This window comes from Variovorax sp. YR566 (assembly GCF_051992195.1).
Lineage (GTDB): Bacteria > Pseudomonadota > Gammaproteobacteria > Burkholderiales > Burkholderiaceae_C > Variovorax.
Genome location: NZ_CP197092.1, coordinates 3,219,093 through 3,237,151 on the forward strand (window position 1 = coordinate 3,219,093; position 18,059 = coordinate 3,237,151).

At 65.9% G+C, this 18,059-nt stretch carries 19 protein-coding genes; 17 read left to right on the top strand and 2 right to left on the bottom strand.

All coding sequences use genetic code 11. The annotated features are described in order from the left end of the window. The first annotated feature begins 1 nt into the window (after position 1). The 15 genes from pilW to ACTG4X_RS14970 all read left to right on the top strand — a co-directional run bounded on the left by pilW (position 2) and on the right by ACTG4X_RS14970 (position 14,995). Positions 2-856 carry a type IV pilus biogenesis/stability protein PilW gene (gene pilW / locus ACTG4X_RS14900; protein WP_093052215.1) on the top strand — a complete coding sequence of 285 codons (855 nt, stop codon included), beginning with the start codon at positions 2-4 and terminating at the stop codon, positions 854-856. After that, complete coding sequence (locus ACTG4X_RS14905) at positions 849-1,808, top strand: RodZ domain-containing protein (protein WP_426392633.1); 960 nt, start codon at positions 849-851, stop codon at positions 1,806-1,808. The genes pilW and ACTG4X_RS14905 overlap by 8 nt, the downstream gene beginning before the upstream one ends. Continuing rightward, positions 1,805-3,082 (top strand): flavodoxin-dependent (E)-4-hydroxy-3-methylbut-2-enyl-diphosphate synthase, encoded by a 1,278-nt coding sequence (gene ispG, locus ACTG4X_RS14910; protein WP_093176655.1) that lies wholly within the window; start codon positions 1,805-1,807, stop codon positions 3,080-3,082. The genes ACTG4X_RS14905 and ispG overlap by 4 nt, the downstream gene beginning before the upstream one ends. 15 nt (positions 3,083-3,097) lie before the next feature. Next, positions 3,098-4,408 carry a histidine--tRNA ligase gene (gene hisS / locus ACTG4X_RS14915; protein ID WP_440534174.1) on the top strand — a complete coding sequence of 437 codons (1,311 nt, stop codon included), beginning with the start codon at positions 3,098-3,100 and terminating at the stop codon, positions 4,406-4,408. 6 nt (positions 4,409-4,414) lie between these two features. After that, a complete protein-coding gene (locus tag ACTG4X_RS14920; RefSeq protein WP_440534175.1) occupies positions 4,415-5,107 on the top strand; it encodes a YfgM family protein in 693 nt (230 codons plus the stop codon). 7 nt (positions 5,108-5,114) lie between these two features. Beyond that, positions 5,115-6,257: an outer membrane protein assembly factor BamB gene (gene bamB, locus ACTG4X_RS14925; RefSeq protein WP_440534176.1), complete on the top strand. Its 1,143-nt coding sequence runs from the start codon at positions 5,115-5,117 to the stop codon at positions 6,255-6,257. 57 nt (positions 6,258-6,314) lie between these two features. Further along, on the top strand, positions 6,315-7,658 hold the full coding sequence (gene der / locus ACTG4X_RS14930) for a ribosome biogenesis GTPase Der (protein ID WP_056598124.1): 1,344 nt from the start codon (positions 6,315-6,317) through the stop codon (positions 7,656-7,658). Between the two features lie 164 nt (positions 7,659-7,822). Beyond that, positions 7,823-8,068 carry an RNA chaperone Hfq gene (gene hfq, locus ACTG4X_RS14935; protein WP_012747311.1) on the top strand — a complete coding sequence of 82 codons (246 nt, stop codon included), beginning with the start codon at positions 7,823-7,825 and terminating at the stop codon, positions 8,066-8,068. 55 nt (positions 8,069-8,123) lie between these two features. Then, a complete protein-coding gene (gene hflX, locus ACTG4X_RS14940; RefSeq protein ID WP_093078099.1) occupies positions 8,124-9,305 on the top strand; it encodes a GTPase HflX in 1,182 nt (393 codons plus the stop codon). Between the two features lie 74 nt (positions 9,306-9,379). Beyond that, positions 9,380-10,759 (top strand): FtsH protease activity modulator HflK, encoded by a 1,380-nt coding sequence (gene hflK, locus ACTG4X_RS14945; protein ID WP_093052194.1) that lies wholly within the window; start codon positions 9,380-9,382, stop codon positions 10,757-10,759. Positions 10,760-10,776: 17 nt separating this feature from the next. Next, positions 10,777-11,676 carry a protease modulator HflC gene (gene hflC, locus ACTG4X_RS14950; RefSeq protein WP_093052191.1) on the top strand — a complete coding sequence of 300 codons (900 nt, stop codon included), beginning with the start codon at positions 10,777-10,779 and terminating at the stop codon, positions 11,674-11,676. 16 nt (positions 11,677-11,692) lie between these two features. Next, entirely contained in the window at positions 11,693-11,881 is a 189-nt protein-coding gene (locus ACTG4X_RS14955) for a DUF2065 domain-containing protein (protein WP_081269108.1), read from the top strand. Positions 11,882-11,937: 56 nt separating this feature from the next. Next, the gene (locus tag ACTG4X_RS14960; protein WP_097199416.1) at positions 11,938-13,098 is read left to right on the top strand and encodes an ATP phosphoribosyltransferase regulatory subunit; all 1,161 of its coding nucleotides are present in this window, start codon (positions 11,938-11,940) and stop codon (positions 13,096-13,098) included. A 23-nt stretch (positions 13,099-13,121) separates the two neighbouring features. Further along, a complete protein-coding gene (locus tag ACTG4X_RS14965) occupies positions 13,122-14,453 on the top strand; it encodes an adenylosuccinate synthase (RefSeq protein WP_093078104.1) in 1,332 nt (443 codons plus the stop codon). A 17-nt stretch (positions 14,454-14,470) separates the two neighbouring features. Then, the gene (locus tag ACTG4X_RS14970; RefSeq protein WP_081269111.1) at positions 14,471-14,995 is read left to right on the top strand and encodes a phosphoribosyltransferase; all 525 of its coding nucleotides are present in this window, start codon (positions 14,471-14,473) and stop codon (positions 14,993-14,995) included. Positions 14,996-15,035: 40 nt separating this feature from the next. Here ACTG4X_RS14970 and ACTG4X_RS14975 read toward each other — a convergent pair whose 3' ends face one another. Together ACTG4X_RS14975 and ACTG4X_RS14980 are read right to left on the bottom strand one after the other, a co-directional pair. Continuing rightward, positions 15,036-15,485 (bottom strand): VOC family protein, encoded by a 450-nt coding sequence (locus ACTG4X_RS14975; RefSeq protein ID WP_093052182.1) that lies wholly within the window; start codon positions 15,483-15,485, stop codon positions 15,036-15,038. Between the two features lie 90 nt (positions 15,486-15,575). After that, on the bottom strand, positions 15,576-16,424 hold the full coding sequence (locus tag ACTG4X_RS14980) for an AraC family transcriptional regulator (protein WP_440534177.1): 849 nt from the start codon (positions 16,422-16,424) through the stop codon (positions 15,576-15,578). An 89-nt stretch (positions 16,425-16,513) separates the two neighbouring features. Between ACTG4X_RS14980 and ACTG4X_RS14985 the strand changes: the two genes are divergently transcribed. Both ACTG4X_RS14985 and ACTG4X_RS14990 read left to right on the top strand, forming a co-directional pair. After that, positions 16,514-17,707 (top strand): PLP-dependent transferase, encoded by a 1,194-nt coding sequence (locus tag ACTG4X_RS14985; protein ID WP_440534178.1) that lies wholly within the window; start codon positions 16,514-16,516, stop codon positions 17,705-17,707. Between the two features lie 114 nt (positions 17,708-17,821). Further along, positions 17,822-18,025 carry a hypothetical protein gene (locus ACTG4X_RS14990; protein WP_093052173.1) on the top strand — a complete coding sequence of 68 codons (204 nt, stop codon included), beginning with the start codon at positions 17,822-17,824 and terminating at the stop codon, positions 18,023-18,025. The last annotated feature ends 34 nt before the right edge of the window (positions 18,026-18,059 follow it).

Genomic DNA, 18,059 nt, shown 5'->3' on the forward strand with positions numbered 1-18,059 from the left:
GATGAGCATGGTCATTCCGACGACGACCGCGAACGTGCAGCGGATGCTGACTACAGGTTTCGCGGGTGTCGCCGTGGCATTGCTGCTTGCGGGCTGCGTGAACACGCGCACCACCACCACCAGCCTGGCCGACACCAGTTCGGGCAAGGGGACCGAGGTGGTCACCGAATCCGACGAATCCAGCCGGCAGCGCCGCGCGCGCCTGCGCATGGAACTGGCCGCCGGCTATTTCGAGCATGGCCAGACCACCGTCGCGCTCGACGAGATCAAGCAGGCGCTGGTCGCCGACCCCAATAACGCCGACGCCTACAACCTGCGCGGCCTGGTCTACATGCGGCTCGACGATGCCGGCATGGCCGAAGACAGCTTCCGCCGTGCCATTGCCATCAATCCGCGCGACCCCAACGCGCGCCACAACTACGGCTGGCTGCTGTGCCAGCAGAACCGCTATGGGGATGCGGCTGCGCAGTTCACCGAGGCGCTGGCAGTGCCGAGCTATGCCGACCGCGCCAAGACGCTCATGACGCAGGGCGTGTGCGAGCTCAAGGCTGGGCAGCGCGTGCAAGCCGAGCGCAGCCTCATGCAGGCTTACGAGATCGACGCCGGCAATCCGGTGGTTGGCTTCAACCTTGCTTCGGTGTTGGCGCAGCGCGAAGAATGGTCGCGCGCGCAGTTCTACATTCGCCGCGTCAACAACAGTGCCTCGGCCAGCGCCGAGACGCTCTGGCTCGGCATAAAGATCGAACGAAAGCTGAACAACCGCGAGGCAGTCGCGCAGTTGGGAGGCCAACTGCAACGACGCTTCCCCCAGTCGCGGGAGGCAACAGCGTACGAGCGCGGGAATTTCAATGACTGATCGGGTTTCGGAGTTCGGCACTTCCGCAGCGCTGCCGCTGGAAGAAGGCGACATCACGCACAAGACCGCCGGCGACCTGCTGCGCGAAGCGCGCGAGGCCCATGGCCTGCACATCGAGATGGTGGCGGCCGCCCTCAAGGTGCCGCCGCAGAAGCTCATGGCGCTTGAAGCAGACGACATTGCTTCGTTGCCGGACCCGGTCTTCGCTCGCGCCCTGGCGAGCAGTGTCTGCCGTGCTTTGCGCATCGACCCGGCGCCCGTGCTTGCGAAGCTGCCCAGCACGCAAAGGGTGTCGCTGGCCGAGGCCGACCGAACCCTTCGGACGAACATCACCTCGGGCACGCCGCGCTGGAACAGCAGCGGACGCTCCAGCGGGCTGCCTTCGCGCGGATTGCTGATCGTGGTGCTGGTGCTGCTGGTTGGCGCGGCTGCGTTGTTCTGGTTGCCGCAATCGGTGTTCGACCAGATCAGTGCTTCCGTGTCGCGCCTGACGGCGCGCAGCGAGACTGATACCGAATCGGCGCCCGCGAACGGACCGGCTTCGGCCAGCGCAACTGGCGCCGTGGCCGAAACGGTGCCCTCGCAGGCTGTGGCACCGAGCGCTCCGGTGGGCCAAGCGCCCGCCGCAGTCGCTGCCAATGCGCCATCTGCCCCCGCGGCGGTTGCGGTTGCCCCCGCCGCTCCCGTGGCGACTGCCGCAAGCGCAAGCAGCCAGCAACTCGTTTTCGTGGCACGTGAAGAGTGCTGGATCACCGTAACCGAAGCCGGCGGCAAGCAGTTGCTGCGTCGCAGCCTGCAGGCCGGCGAAACGGTCGGCCTGTCGGGCGCGCTGCCACTGTCGGTGGTGGTGGGCCGTGCGTCGGCGGTCGATGTGCAGGTAAGCGGCAAGCCTTACGATCTGACGCCTGTCACGCGCGGCGGTGGCGTGGCGCGCTTCGAGGTGAAATCGTGACCGACTGCTATCCCGATCCCATTCCATCGGCGGCGCCCAAGGCGCGCCGCTCGCGCCAGTCCAGCGTGACCTGGGGCTCGCGTGTGGTCACGGTGGGCGGCGACGCCCCCGTGCGCGTGCAGTCCATGACCAACACCGACACCGTGGATGCCATCGGCACCGCGATCCAGGTGAAGGAGCTGGCCATCGCCGGCTCGGAAATGGTCCGTATCACAGTCAACACGCCCGAAGCCGCGGCGCAGGTGCCCTACATCCGCGATCAGCTCGATCGCATGGGCATCGACGTGCCGCTGATCGGCGACTTCCACTACAACGGCCACCGTCTGCTCACCGACTATCCGGCCTGCGCCGAAGCGCTGAGCAAGTACCGCATCAACCCCGGCAACGTGGGCAAGGGCGACAAGCGCGACCGCCAGTTCGGCCAGATGATCGACGCGGCCATGCGCTGGAACAAGCCGGTGCGCATCGGCGTCAACTGGGGCAGCCTCGACCAGGAACTGCTCGCCAGCCTGATGGACACCAACAGCCAGCGCGCTGAGCCGTGGGACGCCAAGCAGGTGATGTACGAGGCGCTGATCACCTCGGCCATCGAGTCCGCGAAGCTCGCCGAATCGATGGGCATGGCCGGCAACCAGGTCATCCTGTCGTGCAAGGTGAGCGGTGTGCAGGACCTGATCTCGGTTTACCGCGAGCTGGCCCGCCGCTGCGACTATGCGCTGCACCTGGGCCTCACCGAGGCCGGCATGGGCACCAAGGGCACGGTGGCATCGGCCACGGCGCTGTCGATCCTGCTGCAGGAGGGCATCGGCGACACCATTCGCGTGTCGCTCACGCCGCAGCCGGGCGAGTCGCGCACGCAGGAGGTGGTGATCGCCTCCGAAATCCTCCAGGCGCTGGGGCTGCGCGTGTTCGTGCCCAGCGTTACGGCCTGCCCGGGCTGCGGCCGCACCACCAGCACTACTTTTCAAGAGTTGGCCAAGCAGATCGACGACTATCTGCGCATGCAGATGCCGGTCTGGCGCAAGAAATATCCGGGCGTCGAGACGATGAAGGTGGCCGTCATGGGCTGCATCGTCAACGGCCCTGGCGAAAGCAAGCATGCCGACATCGGCATCAGCCTGCCCGGCACCGGCGAGGCGCCCGCCGCGCCGGTCTTCATCGACGGCGAAAAGGCACTCACGCTGCGCGGCGACAATATCGCCAACGAGTTTCACCAGCTCGTCGAAACCTACATCGAAAAGCGCTTCGGCGGCGAACACGCTGTCGCGGCCTGACACCTCCGCAGACTCATGGCTGAAAAATTGAATGCCGTCAAAGGCATGAACGACATATTGCCGCCCGAATCGGCGCGCTGGGAATGGCTCGAGGCCACCGTGCGCGATCTGATGGGGCGCTATGCGTACCGTAACGTCCGCACGCCGATCCTCGAGCACACGGCGCTGTTCGTGCGCGGCATCGGCGAAGTGACGGACATCGTCGAGAAGGAGATGTACTCCTTCCACGACCGTTCGGACAAGTACGGCGACAACGATCACCTGACGCTGCGCCCCGAGAACACCGCCGGCATCGTGCGGGCCGCGATCGAGCACAACATGCTCTACGACGGCGGCAAGCGCCTGTGGGCCATCGGGCCGATGTTCCGGCGCGAGAAGCCGCAGCGCGGGCGTTTCCGGCAGTTCCACCAGATCGACGTCGAGGCGCTGGGCTTTGCTGGTCCCGACGTCGACGCTGAATTGATCCTGCTCGCGAGCGCGCTCTGGAAGGCGATCGGCTTGACCGACGTGCGGCTGGAACTCAACAGCCTTGGCCAACCGGCAGAGCGGGCGCAGCACCGTGCCCAGCTTATCGCGCACTTCGAGGCACATGCCGACAAGCTCGACGAGGACGGCAAGCGCCGCCTGCACAGCAACCCGCTGCGCATCCTCGACACCAAGAATCCGGCGATGAAGGATGTGGTCGAGTCGGCGCCGAGACTGATGGATTTCCTCGGTGCCGAATCGCTGGCGCACTTCGAGGGGTTGAAGGCCATCCTCGATGCCAACGGCGTTGCCTACACCATCAACCCGCGCCTCGTGCGCGGCCTCGACTACTACAACCTCAGCGTGTTCGAGTTCGTGACCGACCGGCTCGGCTCGCAGGGCACGGTGTGCGCCGGCGGCCGTTATGACGGCCTGTTCGAGCAACTCGGCGGCAAGCCTGCGCCTGCAGTGGGATGGGCGATCGGCGTGGAGCGCGTGCTCGACCTGATGAAGGAGCAGGGCACCCAGATCCCGGTACGGGCCCCCGATGTCTATGCCGTCGTGCCCGATGCCTCCGCCATGCCGGTGGTGCTGCGCACGCTGCAGCAGTTGCGTGACGCCGGCACACGTGTGCAGATGCACGCCGCCACGGCGGATGGCCTCGGCAGCTTCAAGTCGCAGTTCAAGCGGGCCGACAACAGCGGCGCCACCTACGCCCTGATCTTCGGCGCCGATGAACTTGCACGCGGCGAAGTGACTCTCAAGGCGCTGCGCGACGGAAGCGGCGCGCAAACCTCCCGGCCACTTGCTGAAGTGGCCGCCTGGGCCGCCACCCTACAATCGCCGGCTCCCAACAACTGACAGCGCATGGCAACCCATCTCGATCTCGAAGAACAGGAACAGCTCGACCAGCTCAAGCATTTCTGGAATACATACGGCACCCTGATCATTTCGGTCGTGCTGCTCGTCGCTGGCGCCTTCGTGGCCTGGAACGGCTGGCAATGGTATGGCCGCAACAAGGCGGCGCAGGCCTCGTCGCTCTACGACGAGGTCGAGAAGACCGCGCAGGCGGGCGACCCGGCACGCATCGCTCTCGTGCTCGACGACATGAAGAAGCGCTTCGCCGGCACCGCCTACGCGCAACAGGCCGGCCTGCTGGTCGCCAAGACGCTGTACGAGAAGGGCAATGCCGCAGGCTCGCGCGCCGAGCTCGAATGGGTCGCGCAGAACGCCATCGACCCCGGCTACAAGGCCATCGCCCGGCTGCGGCTGGCGGCCGAACTGCTCGACAGCAAGTCTTACGACGATGCCCTCAAGCAGCTCGACGGCAGCGTGCCCAAGGAATTCGAACCGTTGGTGGCCGACCGCAAGGGCGACATCTACCTGGCTCAAGGCAAGCGCGCCGAAGCGCAGACCGAATACCGCAAGGCGTGGACCGGCCTTGGCGCCACCTCGGACTATCGCCGTCTGGTTGAAATCAAGCTCAACGCGGTCGGCGTCGATCCGAAGAGCCTGGCACCCGTCGTCACCGTCACACCCGCAGCCCCCAAAACTCCCTGACCGCATCATGAATTTCAAGCGTTTCATGCCTGAATCGACCGCCCTGCGTGCGGGATCAGCTCTTGTTGTGGTCGCGTTTCTCGCCGCCTGTTCTGGCACCAGCAAGCCGAAGCCGGCCGAACTGCCCGCCAACCCGGCCCTGATGGGCGTGCGCCAGGCCTGGACTGTGCGCATCCCCGATGTCCAGTTCCCGCTCAGCACCGACGTCAGCGGCGACACGGTTACCGTGGCTGGCAGTGACGGCACGGTGGTCGCCATCGACGCCCGCGCCGGCCGCGAAACCTGGCGCGTCAGTGCCGGTGCCCCACTGGCTGCAGGTGTCGGCAGCGACGGGTCGATGGCTGCGGTCGTCACCACCAGCAACGAGCTGGTCGCCATCGAGAACGGCAAGGTCCTGTGGAAGCAGAAGCTCTCGGCCCAGGCTTTCACCGCACCGCTGGTGGCAGGCCGCCGCGTGTTCGTGCAGACCGCCGACCGCAGCATCAGCGCCTGGGACGGCCAGAGCGGCCGTCGCCTCTGGATCCAGCAGCGCGCCGGAGAAAACCTGGTGCTGCGCAAGTCGGGCGTACTCATCGCCGTGGGCGACACGCTGGTGGCCGGCATCGGCGGCCGGTTGGTTGGCATCAACCCCGCCAACGGCACTTCGCGCTGGGAGTCGCCCATTGCGGCTCCGCGCGGCACCAACGACGTGGAGCGCCTGGTTGACCTGACCGGCAGCGTGAGCCGCTTTGGAGACACGGTTTGCGCCCGCGCTTACTACGCCAGCGTCGGCTGCGTCGAGACCGTGCGAGGTTCGCTGGTCTGGAGCAAGCCGGCTTCGGGCGCGGACGGCGTCAGCGGCGACAGCGGTTTTGTCTACGGCACCGAGTCCGACGGCAGCGTCGTGGCCTGGCGCCGTGCCGATGGTGAACGCGCCTGGCAGATGAGCCGCTTCAAGAATCGCAACCTCACCGCACCGTTGGCCGTGGGCCGTTCGCTGATCGTCGGCGAAGACACTGGCATGCTGCATTTCGTCTCGCGCGAAGATGGTGCGCTGCTCAATCGCATCACGCCCGATGGCTCGGCCATCACCGTCACGCCGGTACTGGCCGGCAACACGGTCGTGGTAGTGACTGCCAAGGGTGGCGTTTTTGGCTATCGCCCTGAATAACTTTTCTTTCTTTTTCCAAGGCCCGACCATGAATACCGAGCCATCGAAAGGCCGGCCATGAAGCCGGTCGTGGCCCTGGTCGGGCGGCCCAACGTTGGCAAGTCGACCCTCTTCAACCGCCTGACCCAGACGCGCGACGCCATCGTCGCCGACTTCGCCGGACTCACGCGTGACCGTCACTACGGCAATGGCCGCCTGGGCAAGCACGAGTTCATCGTGATTGACACCGGCGGCTTCGAGCCTGACGCGGGCAGCGGCATCTACAAGGAAATGGCCAAGCAGACTCGGCAGGCCGTGGCCGAGGCCGACGTGGTGATCTTCGTGGTCGACGCCCGTGAGGGCCTCTCGGCTCAAGACCACGACATTGCCAACGAACTGCGCCGCCTTGGCAAGCCCTGCGTGCTGGCGGCCAACAAGGCCGAGGGCATGCACGACGGCACCAAGCTGGTCGACTTCTACGAACTCGGCTTCGGCGACGTGCATGGCGTGTCGGCTGCGCACGGGCAGGGCATGCGCGACCTTGTCGAGCTTGCCCTCGAGCCGCTGAACCTGCCTGATCCCGACGACGAGACGGACGAGGACGAGGTCAACAAGCCGATCAAGCTGGCCGTGGCCGGCCGGCCCAATGTGGGCAAGTCCACGCTGATCAACACCTGGCTGGGTGAAGAGCGCCTGGTGGCCTTCGACATGCCGGGCACCACGCGCGACGCCATCTCCGTGCCTTTTGAGCGAAACGGCCAGCGCTTCGAGCTGATCGACACGGCCGGCCTGCGCCGCAAGGGCAGGGTGTTCGAGGCGATCGAGAAGTTCTCGGTGGTCAAGACGCTGCAGGCCATCGAGTCGGCCAATGTCGTGCTGCTGCTGCTCGACGCCACGCAGGGCGTGACCGACCAGGATGCGCACATTGCCGGCTACATCCTCGAGAGTGGCCGCGCGGTGGTGATCGCCATCAACAAGTGGGACGCGGTCGACAGCTACCAGCGCGAGCAGATCCAGCGGCAGATCGAGACCCGGCTGCCGTTCCTGAAGTTCGCGGCGCTGCATTTCATCTCGGCCATCAAGCGCCAGGGCCTGGGCCCGGTGTGGCAGGCGATTGCGCAGGCCCACAAGTCGGCCACGCGCAAGATGTCGACCCCGGTGCTGACACGCCTGCTGCTGGAGGCGGTGCAGTTCCAGGCGCCCAAGCGTGGCGGCATGTACCGCCCCAAGCTGCGCTATGCGCATCAGGGGGGTATGAACCCGCCGGTGATCGTGATCCACGGGAATTCGCTGGAGCATGTCACCGACGCTTACAAGCGCTTCCTCGAGGGGCGCTTCCGTAAGGAATTCGACCTTGTGGGTACCCCCTTGCGCATCGAGTTCAAGAGCTCGCACAATCCATTTGCCGACAAGGACGATTGAGGGAGCTTGGCCGCCGATGGCGGCCAATGAGTTGCAGCAGCAGTGGAAGTTCCGCCTTTTGAGAACCGTTATTTTCTCAAGGCTTTTGACCCCGATTGCTGCAGCGCAGAAACCCTGTGTTAAGGTCATCTCTCCAACAACTACTCTTGAACACGGAGAATATCGTGAGCAATAAAGGGCAACTTCTGCAAGACCCGTTTCTGAACACCCTGCGTCGTGAGCACGTGCCGGTTTCCATTTATTTGGTGAACGGTATCAAGCTGCAGGGCCAGATCGAGTCTTTTGACCAGTACGTCGTGTTGCTTCGCAATACGGTGACGCAAATGGTCTACAAGCACGCCATTTCCACCATCGTGCCGGGTCGTGCCGTCAACTTCTCGGCTGCCGAGAACGACGACGCCGCAGCCTGATCGCGCGGAGCGCGGCAGCTCTGCTGCCGCGCTTTTTCCCAATTTCTGATCCCGCTTGTCTGAACTGATCCCCCGCCAGGAAGGCGCCGCCGTTCTCGTCGGCGTCGATTTCGGGCTGCCCCATTTCGACAGCGAACTCGAGGAACTCGGTCTGCTTGCGCAGACCGCGGGCCTGACGCCCGTCGCCCGTCTTGCGTGCAAGCGCAAGGCGCCCGATGCGGCATTGTTCGTTGGCAGCGGCAAGGCCGAAGAAATCAAGGAGCTGGCTGCCCTGTACAGGGCGAGCGAGGTCATCTTCGACCAGGCCCTGAGCCCCGCGCAGCAGCGCAACCTCGAGCGCCAGCTCGACGTTGCCGTCTACGACCGGACCTTCCTCATCCTCGAAATCTTCGCCCAGCGTGCGCGTTCGCACGAAGGCAAGCTGCAGGTCGAACTGGCTCGCCTGCAGTACCTCAGCACACGGCTGGTCCGTCGCTGGTCCCACCTGGAGCGCCAGACCGGCGGCGCCGGGGTGCGCGGCGGCCCGGGTGAAAAGCAGATCGAGCTCGACCGCCGGATGATCAGCGAGTCGATCAAGCGCACACGCGAGCGTCTCGCCAAGGTGCAGAAGCAGCGCGGCACGCAGCGCCGCCAGCGCGAGCGCCGCGAGACCTTCAACATCTCCCTGGTGGGCTACACCAACGCGGGCAAGTCGTCGCTGTTCAATGCGCTGGTCAAGGCCCGCGCCTATGCGGCCGACCAGCTGTTCGCCACGCTCGACACCACCACGCGCAACCTCTACCTGGGCAATACCGAAGATGGACGGAGGCGGCAGGTATCGATCTCCGACACCGTGGGTTTCATCCGCGACCTGCCGCACGGCCTGGTCGATGCCTTCAAGGCCACGCTGCAGGAGGCGGTCGACGCCGACCTGCTGCTGCACGTGATCGACGCCTCCAACCCGCATTACCCCGAGCAGATGGCCGAGGTGCAGGCGGTGCTGCGCGAGATCGGTGCCGACACCGTTCCGCAGCTTTTGGTATTCAACAAGCTCGACGCCCTTGAAAGCGCGCAACATCCGCTGCATCTGCAGGACGAGATGGAAATCGACGGCGTGCAGGTCCCCCGCATCTTCCTCAGCGCCAAGAGCGGCGAGGGCGTGCCGCTGCTGCGCGCCGAGCTCGCCCGGCAGTCGGGTTCCGTAGCCGATACGATGACCCCTGGGGCAAACGCTGAATTGCACGATGCAGCCGATTGATTGGGCACAATCCCGCCACTGACAAGAGAACGAAGCGAATGAATTCAAAGCCAGCGCGGAGAGGGTTTCTGGGCATGTTCAACCTGAACGATGGCCGATGGGGGCGCGGCGACGAGCCGTCGTCCTCCAACGGCGACCGCCCGGCCGGCAACCGCCCCCCCGATGCCAATCCCCCCGGCGCACCGACGCCCCCGCCTCCGGGCAACAACAACAGCAACGACAACCGTCCCCGCGGACAAGGCCCCAACCAGGGCCCGCCTGACCTCGACGAACTCTGGCGCGACCTCAATCGCAAGCTCGGTGGCTTCTTCGGCGGCAAGGGTGGCGGCAACCGTCCCAACGGCGGCAGCAGCGGCGGTGGTGGCAACGGCTACAGGCCCGACATGAAAAATGCAGGATTCGGCCTCGGCCTCGTGGCCGCAGTGGCCGTCCTGATCTGGCTCGGCACCGGCTTCTTCATCGTGAACGAAGGCCAGCAGGCCGTCGTCACGCAGTTCGGCAGCTACAAGAGCACCGTGGGTGCAGGCTTCAACTGGCGCCTGCCGTATCCCATTCAGCGCCACGAAGTGGTGGTGACCACGCAGATCCGCTCCGCCGACGTGGGCCGCGATGCCATCGTGCGCTCCACCGGCCTGCGCGAATCGGCCATGCTGACCGAAGACGAGAACATCGTCGAAATCAAGTTCGCCGTGCAGTACCGCCTGAGCGACCCGCGCGCCTGGCTCTACGAGAGCAAGTCGCCCGCCGACACCGTCGTGCAGGTGGCCGAGACCTCCGTGCGCGAGGTGGTAGGCAAGATGAAGATGGACGCCGCGCTGGCCGAAGAGCGCGACCAGATCGCACCGCGCGTGCGTGCGCTGATGCAGACCATCCTCGACCGCTACAAGATCGGCGTCGAAGTCGTCGGCATCAACCTGCAGCAGGGCGGCGTGCGTCCGCCCGAGCAGGTGCAGGCCGCGTTCGACGACGTGCTCAAGGCTGGCCAGGAGCGCGAGCGCACCAAGAACGATGCGCAGGCTTATGCCAACAACGTGGTGCCGCTCGCCACTGGTACGGCTTCGCGCCTGAAGGAGGAGTCCGAGGCCTACAAGGCGCGGATCGTGGCGCAGGCCCAGGGTGATGCAGGCCGCTTCAGCGCGGTGCTGGCTGAATACCAGAAAGCCCCGCAGGTGACGCGCGACCGCATGTACACCGACGCCATGCAGCAGATCTACGCCAGCACGACCAAGGTGCTGGTCGACAGCAAGCAGGGCTCGAACCTGCTGTACCTGCCACTCGACAAGCTCATGCAGATGAGTGGCAACAGCGGCGCCGCCGCGGCCACCCCGGTCGATGCGGCCAGTCCCAACGTTGCCGGCACCGCGCCGGCCCAGTCCTCGGTGATCCCGGTGGCCCCTGCGACGACCGACGTGCGTGGCCGCGATGGCCGCTCGCGTGACCGCGACGTGCGTTGAGAAAGGCCCGAAAGAATATGAACAGAATCGGATTCATCGCCACGTCGATCCTCGTGCTGCTCGTGCTGGCAAGCTCGACCCTCTTCGTGGTCGACCAGCGCCAGTTCGGCGTGGTCTATGCCCTCGGCCAGATCAAGCAGGTCATTACCGAGCCCGGCCTGAACTTCAAGCTGCCGCCGCCGTTCCAGAACGTGTCGTACATCGACAAGCGCCTGCTGACTCTGTCGAGCGTGGACACCGAGCCCATGCTCACCGCCGAGAAGCAGCGCGTGGTGATCGACTGGTACGTGCGCTGGCGCATCTCCGACCCGCAGGCCTACATCCGTAACGTCGGCCTCGACGAGAACGCCGGTGCAATGCAGCTCAACCGCGTGGTGCGCAATGCGTTCCAGGAGAACATCAACAAGCGCACCGTGCGCGACCTGATCTCGGTGCGCCGCGAAGCCCTCATGGCCGACGTGCAGCGCGAAGTGCTGTCGGTGGTGAAGGGTGCCAAGCCCTGGGGCGTGGACGTGGTCGACGTGCGCATCACGCGTGTCGACTACGTGGAAGCCATCACTGAATCGGTCTATCGCCGCATGGAAGCCGAACGCAAGCGCGTGGCCAACGAGCTGCGTTCGACCGGTACGGCTGAAGGCGAAAAGATTCGCGCCGATGCCGATCGCCAACGCGAGGTGATCGTGGCGAACGCCTACCGCGACGCCCAGAAGATCAAGGGTGAGGGCGATGCCCAGGCCGCTTCCGCTTACAGCGAGGCCTTCGGCCGCGATCCGCAGTTTGCGCAGTTCTACCGAAGCCTCGATGCCTACAAGCAGAGCTTCAACAAGAAGAGCGACGTGATGGTGCTCGACCCATCGTCGGACTTCTTCCGCGCCATGCAAGGCTCGGGCTCCACCACCAACGCATCTCGTCGTTGATTCTTCGCCAGGAGCCGTGAGCGCCGACACTTTCTGGAGCGCATTGGCGCTCGTCCTGGTGATCGAAGGCATCCTGCCTTTCGTCTCGCCGGGAGGGTGGCGGCGCGGCTTCGGGCAGCTCATGCAGCTGCGCGACGGCCAGCTTCGTTTCTTCGGACTTTGCAGCATCCTGCTGGGTTTGATACTGCTCTGGATCCTGGCCTAGTCTTGGGCTGGTCGCGGTCCCGGTAGAATCCCGGTTTAACCACGCCCCCGATCCCCATGTCCGCCTGGGTCCTCCCGGATCACATTGCCGATGTGCTGCCCTCCGAGGCGCGCCACATCGAAGAACTTCGACGCCAGCTGCTCGATACCGCCCGTGGCTATGGCTACGAGCTGGTGATGCCGCCGCTGCTCGAGCATCTCGAATCGCTGCTCTCGGGCACCGGCGAGGCACTCGATCTCCAAACCTTCAAGCTTGTCGACCAGCTTTCCGGCCGCAGCATGGGCCTGCGTGCCGACACCACCCCCCAGGTGGCGCGCATCGATGCCCACCTGCTGAACCGTGACGGTGTTGCCCGCCTGTGCTATTGCGGTCCGGTGCTTCACACCCGGCCAGATCGCCCGCACGCCACCCGTGAGCCCCTGCAGTTCGGCGCCGAGATCTACGGCCATGCCGGTCTCGAAGCGGACATCGAAACCTTGCTGCTGGCGCTCGACTGCCTCGATGCCGCCGGCCTGCGCGACGGCGTGATCGTCGACCTGGCCGATGCTCGCATCGTGCGCGCCTTGTTCGCTGGCGTGCCGGTCGATGCGGCCGCGCTGGCCCGGGTGCATGCAGCGCTGGCCGCCAAGGACGCGAGCGAACTCGAATCGCTCACCAAGGATTTCCCCGCCGCCTCGCGCGAGGGGCTGCGTGCCCTCATCCAGCTGTACGGCGACGCGTCGGTGCTCGACGAGGCCGCCAAGGCCCTGAAAGGCACGCCCGCCGTGGGCGCTGCTCTGGCCGACCTGAAGCAGCTCGCCGCCGGTCTGCAGGGCGTGGCCGGTCGCCAGATCAGCTTCGACCTGGCCGACCTGCGCGGCTATGCGTATTACAGCGGTATGCGCTTCGGCATCTACGTGCCCGGCGCGGCCGATTCGCTGGTGCGCGGCGGCCGCTATGACGAAGTGGGGGCCGTGTTCGGCCGCAACCGTCCGGCGGTCGGCTTCAGCCTCGACGTGCGCGAACTGGTTGGCGTGCTGCCGGCCCGCCCGCTGCGCGCCGCCATCCGTGCACCTTGGAGCGACGCGGCCGGGCTGCGTCAGGCAATTGCCCAATTGCGCAAGGCCGGCGAAACGGTAGTCTGCGTGCTGCCGGGCCATGGCAGCGAAATCGATGAATTCCACTGCGACCGCGAGCTCGTCGAGCAAGCTGGCCAGTGGAATGTCCGAGCGATCTGAATTTTTGAAGTAATGGAACGAGCATGAGCGTAACCACCGGAAGAAACGTGGTCGTCGTCGGCACCCAATGGGGCGACGAGGGCAAAGGCAAGCTGGTCGACTGGCTGACGGAAAGCGCCCAGGGCGTGGTCCGCTTCCAGGGCGGCCACAACGCGGGCCACACGCTGGTCATCAACGGTGTGAAAACCGCGTTGCACCTGATCCCGAGCGGCATCATGCGGCCCGGCGTCAAGTGCTACATCGGCAACGGCGTGGTGCTGTCGGCCGCCAAGCTGTTCGAGGAAATCGAAGGGCTGGAGAAAGCCGGCGTCGAGGTGCGTTCGCGCCTGCGCATCAGCGAGGCCTGCCCGCTGATCCTGCCGTTCCATGCCGCGCTGGACATCGCGCGCGAGGCCTACCGCGAAAAGGGCGGCATCGAGAAAATCGGCACCACCGGCCGCGGCATCGGCCCGGCCTACGAAGACAAGATCGCCCGCCGCGCCCTGCGCGTGCAGGACCTGAAGCACCCTGAGCGTTTCGCGGCCAAGCTGCGCGTGTTGCTCGACCTGCACAACCACGTGCTGACGCAGGTGCTGAGCGCCCCGGCCATCGACTTCGACGAAGTCTTCAACGAGGCCATGAGGCACGCCGAGCTGCTCAAGCCCATGATGGCCGACGTTTCGCGCGAGCTGAACGACGCGCACAGGAACGGCGCCAACCTGCTGTTCGAAGGCGCACAGGGCACGCTGCTCGACGTCGACCACGGCACCTACCCGTACGTCACTTCCAGCAACTGCGTGGCCGGCAATGCCGCTGCCGGTTCGGGCGTGGGCCCGGGCATGCTGCATTACATCCTCGGCATCACCAAGGCCTACTGCACGCGCGTGGGCGGCGGTCCGTTCCCCACCGAACTCGACTGGGCCACGCCCGGCACCCCGGGCTACCACATGAGCACCGTGGGCGCCGAAAAGGGCGTGACCACCGGCCGCAGCCGCCGTTGCGGCTGGTTCGACGCCGCGCTGCTCAAGCGCTCGGCGCAGGTCAACGGCCTGTCGGGCCTGTGCATCACCAAGCTCGACGTGCTGGACGGCCTCGAAAAGCTCGAGCTGTGCACCGGCTACGAACTCGACGGCGAAATCACCGACATCCTGCCGATGGGCGCTGACGAGATCGAGCGCTGCACGCCGATCTACGAAACCCTCGAAGGCTGGAGCGAAAGCACCGTCGGCGTCACGCAGTACGACAAGCTGCCGATCAATGCGCGCCTGTACCTGCAGCGCATCGAGCAGGTCACTGGCGTGCCGATCCACATGGTGTCGACCAGCCCCGACCGCGACCACACGATCATGATGCGCCACCCCTACCTGGCCGACTGAAGAGGAAAAGAAGAACCATGTTGACCGAAGACGGCAAGCATCTCTATGTCAGCTACGACGAGTACCACAACCTGATCGAAAAGCTCGCGATCAAGGTGCACCAGTCGGGCTGGCAGTTCGACACCATCCTGTGCCTGGCGCGCGGCGGCATGCGCCCTGGCGACGTGCTCTCGCGCATCTTCGACAAGCCGCTGGCGATCATGTCGACCAGCTCGTACCGCGCCGATGCCGGCACGGTGCAGGGCCACCTCGACATCGCCCGCTTCATCACCACGCCCAAGGGCGAGATCGCCGGCCGCGTGCTGCTGGTGGACGACCTGGCCGACTCGGGCCACACGCTGCATGCCGTGATGGACATGCTGCGCAACAACTACCCGCCCATCACCGAGCTGCGCAGCGCGGTGATCTGGACCAAGGCACTGTCGACCTTCACGCCCGACTACCAGGTGGAATTCCTTGCCACCAACCCGTGGATCCACCAGCCCTTCGAAGGCTACGACTCCATGGGCGCCGAGAAGCTGATCGAGAAGTGGTCGGTCTGATCCATCGGCCGACCCTTCGGCAATAAGCAGCGCCGCCGGCTCACCCGGCGTCGCTGAGCATCGCGGTGTAGCGCCGCTGCATTTCTTCCGGCGTCAGCTTCTCGATGCTGTGCCCCACGTTCCAGCGATGGCCGAAGGGGTCATGAAAGACGCCGGAACGTTCCCCATAAAACTGATCCTGCGGCGCCATGTTCAACGTGGCGCCCGCGGCGACCGCGCGCGCCACCACCGCGTCGGCATCGTCCACGTGCAGGTGCAACGTGACGGCCGTGCCGCCCAGCGTCTTTGCGCTGTGGATGTTGAATTCGGCAAATTCGTCTGAGATCATCAGGATCGCGCCATTGTTGAAGTCCAGCTCCGCATGGCCGATGCGGCCGCTCGGCTCGGTCAGGCGAAAGATTTCCTTCACCTCGAAGACCTTGCAATAGAACTCGATGGCTGCGCCGGCATCGTGGACGCAGAGGTACGGAAACAGTTCGTGGATGGCCATGCTCTTGTCCAGTCGGGTTGATGAGACGGCTGCGATTCTGGCGACCGTTGCTTTTCAGGTCTTGAACAAATTTGACCTGCGGGTGAGTAGTCAGATTCGCACATGCCGGGACGATGCTGGCGCTGCTCGCCGGTACGCCTGCGGCGACATGCCGGCGATGGCCAGGAAATCGCGGTTGAAGTGCGCCTGGTCGCTGTAGCCGGCCTGCAGCGCCAGATCGACCCAGGGCTGGGTGGGGTCCATGGCGAACTGCCCGATCACGCGGTCGAAGCGCAGCATGCGCGCGTACTGCTTGGGCGCCAGGCCGGTCATGCGGCGGAACAGAGAGATGAAGCGCCGGTGGCTGTAGCCGCTTTGCTTCACCAGTTCGCGGATGGCGCCGGCCTGCGCATCGTCGTCACGGGCGCTCGCGCTTGCCATGCTGGCCAGTGCCTGTGCCACCGCAGGATGCAGTCCGTGCATGGCGGAGGCGGCGAGGCGTGCGCCCAGCAGGGCATCGGCGATCGCGAGTTGCTGCGCCAGCGAGTCGGTGCCGTGGAACTGCTCTAACGCGAAGTCAGCGTCCGCGCCCCAGAGCGCGTCCAGCGATGTGTGGCGGTCGGCCAGCGCGTCCTCGGGTACACCGAGCAGCGCCTTGGCCGCACCCGGCTGCAGCATGGCGCCCACCGAGCGTGTTTGCACCGACACGTCGCGCACGAAGAACGCCGAGCGGGCTCCGCCCACCATGGCATGGCCCACCGTGAAGCCCCGCGCATCGGCATCGTCCTGGAACAGGCGCAAGGGCGGCCCCGAAAGCCGGAACACGAGGTGCATGCCACCCGTGGGCAGCACGTGTTCGCGCGCGCCCGGCCGTCCCTCGTGCGGCTCATCGGGCGCGGAGGCCCACAGGAGCCGCACAAAGGGTCGCAGATGGGGGGAGGGTGGTCGGGTCAGCTGCATGACGCGGGAAGTGTCTGCCGAGCCGCCACGCGGCGCAATCACCCCGCCCGCGAAATCCCCGGATGCGGCGCTCGCGCTAGCATCGCTCCATGAGCAAGCCTTCCACGACCCTGATCCACCACCCCTACGTTCCGCCAGCCACCTTCGCCGCGCCGCAGCCCGGCGTGTTCAAGGCATCGACCGTGTTCTTCGCCGACGTGGCCGCCATGCGCGCGCGCGACTGGCGCACCAAGGCCGGCTACACCTACGGCCTGCACGGCACGCCCACCACCTTCACGCTCGAAGAGCGCCTGGCCACGCTCGAAGGCGGCACCGAATGCCTGCTCGTGCCCAGCGGGCTTGCGGCCATCGCGCTGGTGTCGTTCGCCTTCCTCAAGACCGGCGACGAGGTGCTGATCCCCGCCAACGCCTACGGTCCCAACAAGGCGCTGGCCACCGGCGAACTGGCGAATTTCGGCATTACCCATCGCATGTACGACGCGATGAATCCGGCCGACCTCACGGCCAAGCTGTCGGACCGCACGCGGCTGGTCTGGGTCGAGGCGGCGGGTTCGGTGACGATGGAGTTTCCCGACCTGCCTGCGCTCGTGAACGTTTGCCGCGCGCGCGGCGTGATGACCGCGCTCGACAACACCTGGGGCGCGGGCCTGGCCTTTGCGCCTTTCGATTTCAACGACAGCGGGCAGGGCGTCGACATCTCGGTGCACGCGCTCACCAAGTACCCGAGCGGCGGCGGCGACGTGCTCATGGGCAGCGTGATCACGCGCGACGAGCGGCTGCACCGCGCGCTCAAGCTCACGCACATGCGCATGGGCTTCGGCATTGGTGTGGGCGACGTAGAGACGCTGCTGCGCTCGCTGCCCAGCATCGCGTTGCGCTATGCCGCCCACGACCGCGCGGCGCGCGAGTTGGCCGGCTGGCTCAACGGCTGCGACGAGATCGCGCAGGTGCTGCACCCCGCGCTCGAAGACTCGCCCGGGCACGTGCACTGGCGCGCGCTGTGCGGCGAGACCGACCTGGCCGCAGGCCTGTTCTCGGTGGTGTTCGACGAGCGCTACAGCACCGAGCAGGTCGACCGTTTCTGCGACAGCCTGCAGCTGTTCCGCCTCGGCTATTCGTGGGGCGGTCCCATCAGCCTGGTGGTGCCGTACGACATCGGCCTGATGCGCGATGCCTCCGTGGCACGCTGGCCTTACAAGGGCACGCTCGTTCGTTTTTCGATCGGCCTCGAAGATGTGGAGGACCTGCGCGCCGACTTGCAGCAGGCGCTGGCGCGGATGTAAAAAATCGCTTCTCGCTCTCTGGGAGCGTCAGTGGGTACCGTCTTGGGACTGCACCGTTATCGCTTACAGTAGGCCACGCGCAGTCACCCTGACTGCCTCGCCCAAGGAGAAGCAGTGGCAACACCCAATTACGGCTACGAGAAGCGCCAGAAAGAGCTGGCCAAGAAGAAGAAGAAGGAAGAAAAGCTCCGGGAAAAGGCGAACCGCAAACTCAATCCGAGCAGCGACGGCTTGGCCCCCGGAGATCCGGAAACCGACGTGGCCTCGCTCGAACGCGATCCACCCACGGTGCCCGAGTTGCCCACCAAGAACGGTTGATCCGCTCCTGGCGTACCCATCAAGAAGCCGCCGC

Excerpts from the sequence above, each read along its gene's own strand:
- pilW (WP_093052215.1), top strand. The coding sequence starts at position 2 with ATGAGCATGGTCATTCCGACGACGACCGCGAACGTGCAGCGGATGCTG.
- ACTG4X_RS14905 (WP_426392633.1), top strand. The coding sequence starts at position 849 with ATGACTGATCGGGTTTCGGAGTTCGGCACTTCCGCAGCGCTGCCGCTG.
- hisS (WP_440534174.1), top strand. The coding sequence starts at position 3,098 with ATGGCTGAAAAATTGAATGCCGTCAAAGGCATGAACGACATATTGCCG.
- ACTG4X_RS14920 (WP_440534175.1), top strand. The coding sequence starts at position 4,415 with ATGGCAACCCATCTCGATCTCGAAGAACAGGAACAGCTCGACCAGCTC.
- bamB (WP_440534176.1), top strand. The coding sequence starts at position 5,115 with ATGAATTTCAAGCGTTTCATGCCTGAATCGACCGCCCTGCGTGCGGGA.
- der (WP_056598124.1), top strand. The coding sequence starts at position 6,315 with ATGAAGCCGGTCGTGGCCCTGGTCGGGCGGCCCAACGTTGGCAAGTCG.
- hflK (WP_093052194.1), top strand. The coding sequence starts at position 9,380 with ATGTTCAACCTGAACGATGGCCGATGGGGGCGCGGCGACGAGCCGTCG.
- hflC (WP_093052191.1), top strand. The coding sequence starts at position 10,777 with ATGAACAGAATCGGATTCATCGCCACGTCGATCCTCGTGCTGCTCGTG.
- ACTG4X_RS14960 (WP_097199416.1), top strand. The coding sequence starts at position 11,938 with ATGTCCGCCTGGGTCCTCCCGGATCACATTGCCGATGTGCTGCCCTCC.
- ACTG4X_RS14965 (WP_093078104.1), top strand. The coding sequence starts at position 13,122 with ATGAGCGTAACCACCGGAAGAAACGTGGTCGTCGTCGGCACCCAATGG.
- ACTG4X_RS14970 (WP_081269111.1), top strand. The coding sequence starts at position 14,471 with ATGTTGACCGAAGACGGCAAGCATCTCTATGTCAGCTACGACGAGTAC.
- ACTG4X_RS14975 (WP_093052182.1), bottom strand. The coding sequence starts at position 15,485 with ATGGCCATCCACGAACTGTTTCCGTACCTCTGCGTCCACGATGCCGGC.
- ACTG4X_RS14980 (WP_440534177.1), bottom strand. The coding sequence starts at position 16,424 with ATGCAGCTGACCCGACCACCCTCCCCCCATCTGCGACCCTTTGTGCGG.
- ACTG4X_RS14985 (WP_440534178.1), top strand. The coding sequence starts at position 16,514 with ATGAGCAAGCCTTCCACGACCCTGATCCACCACCCCTACGTTCCGCCA.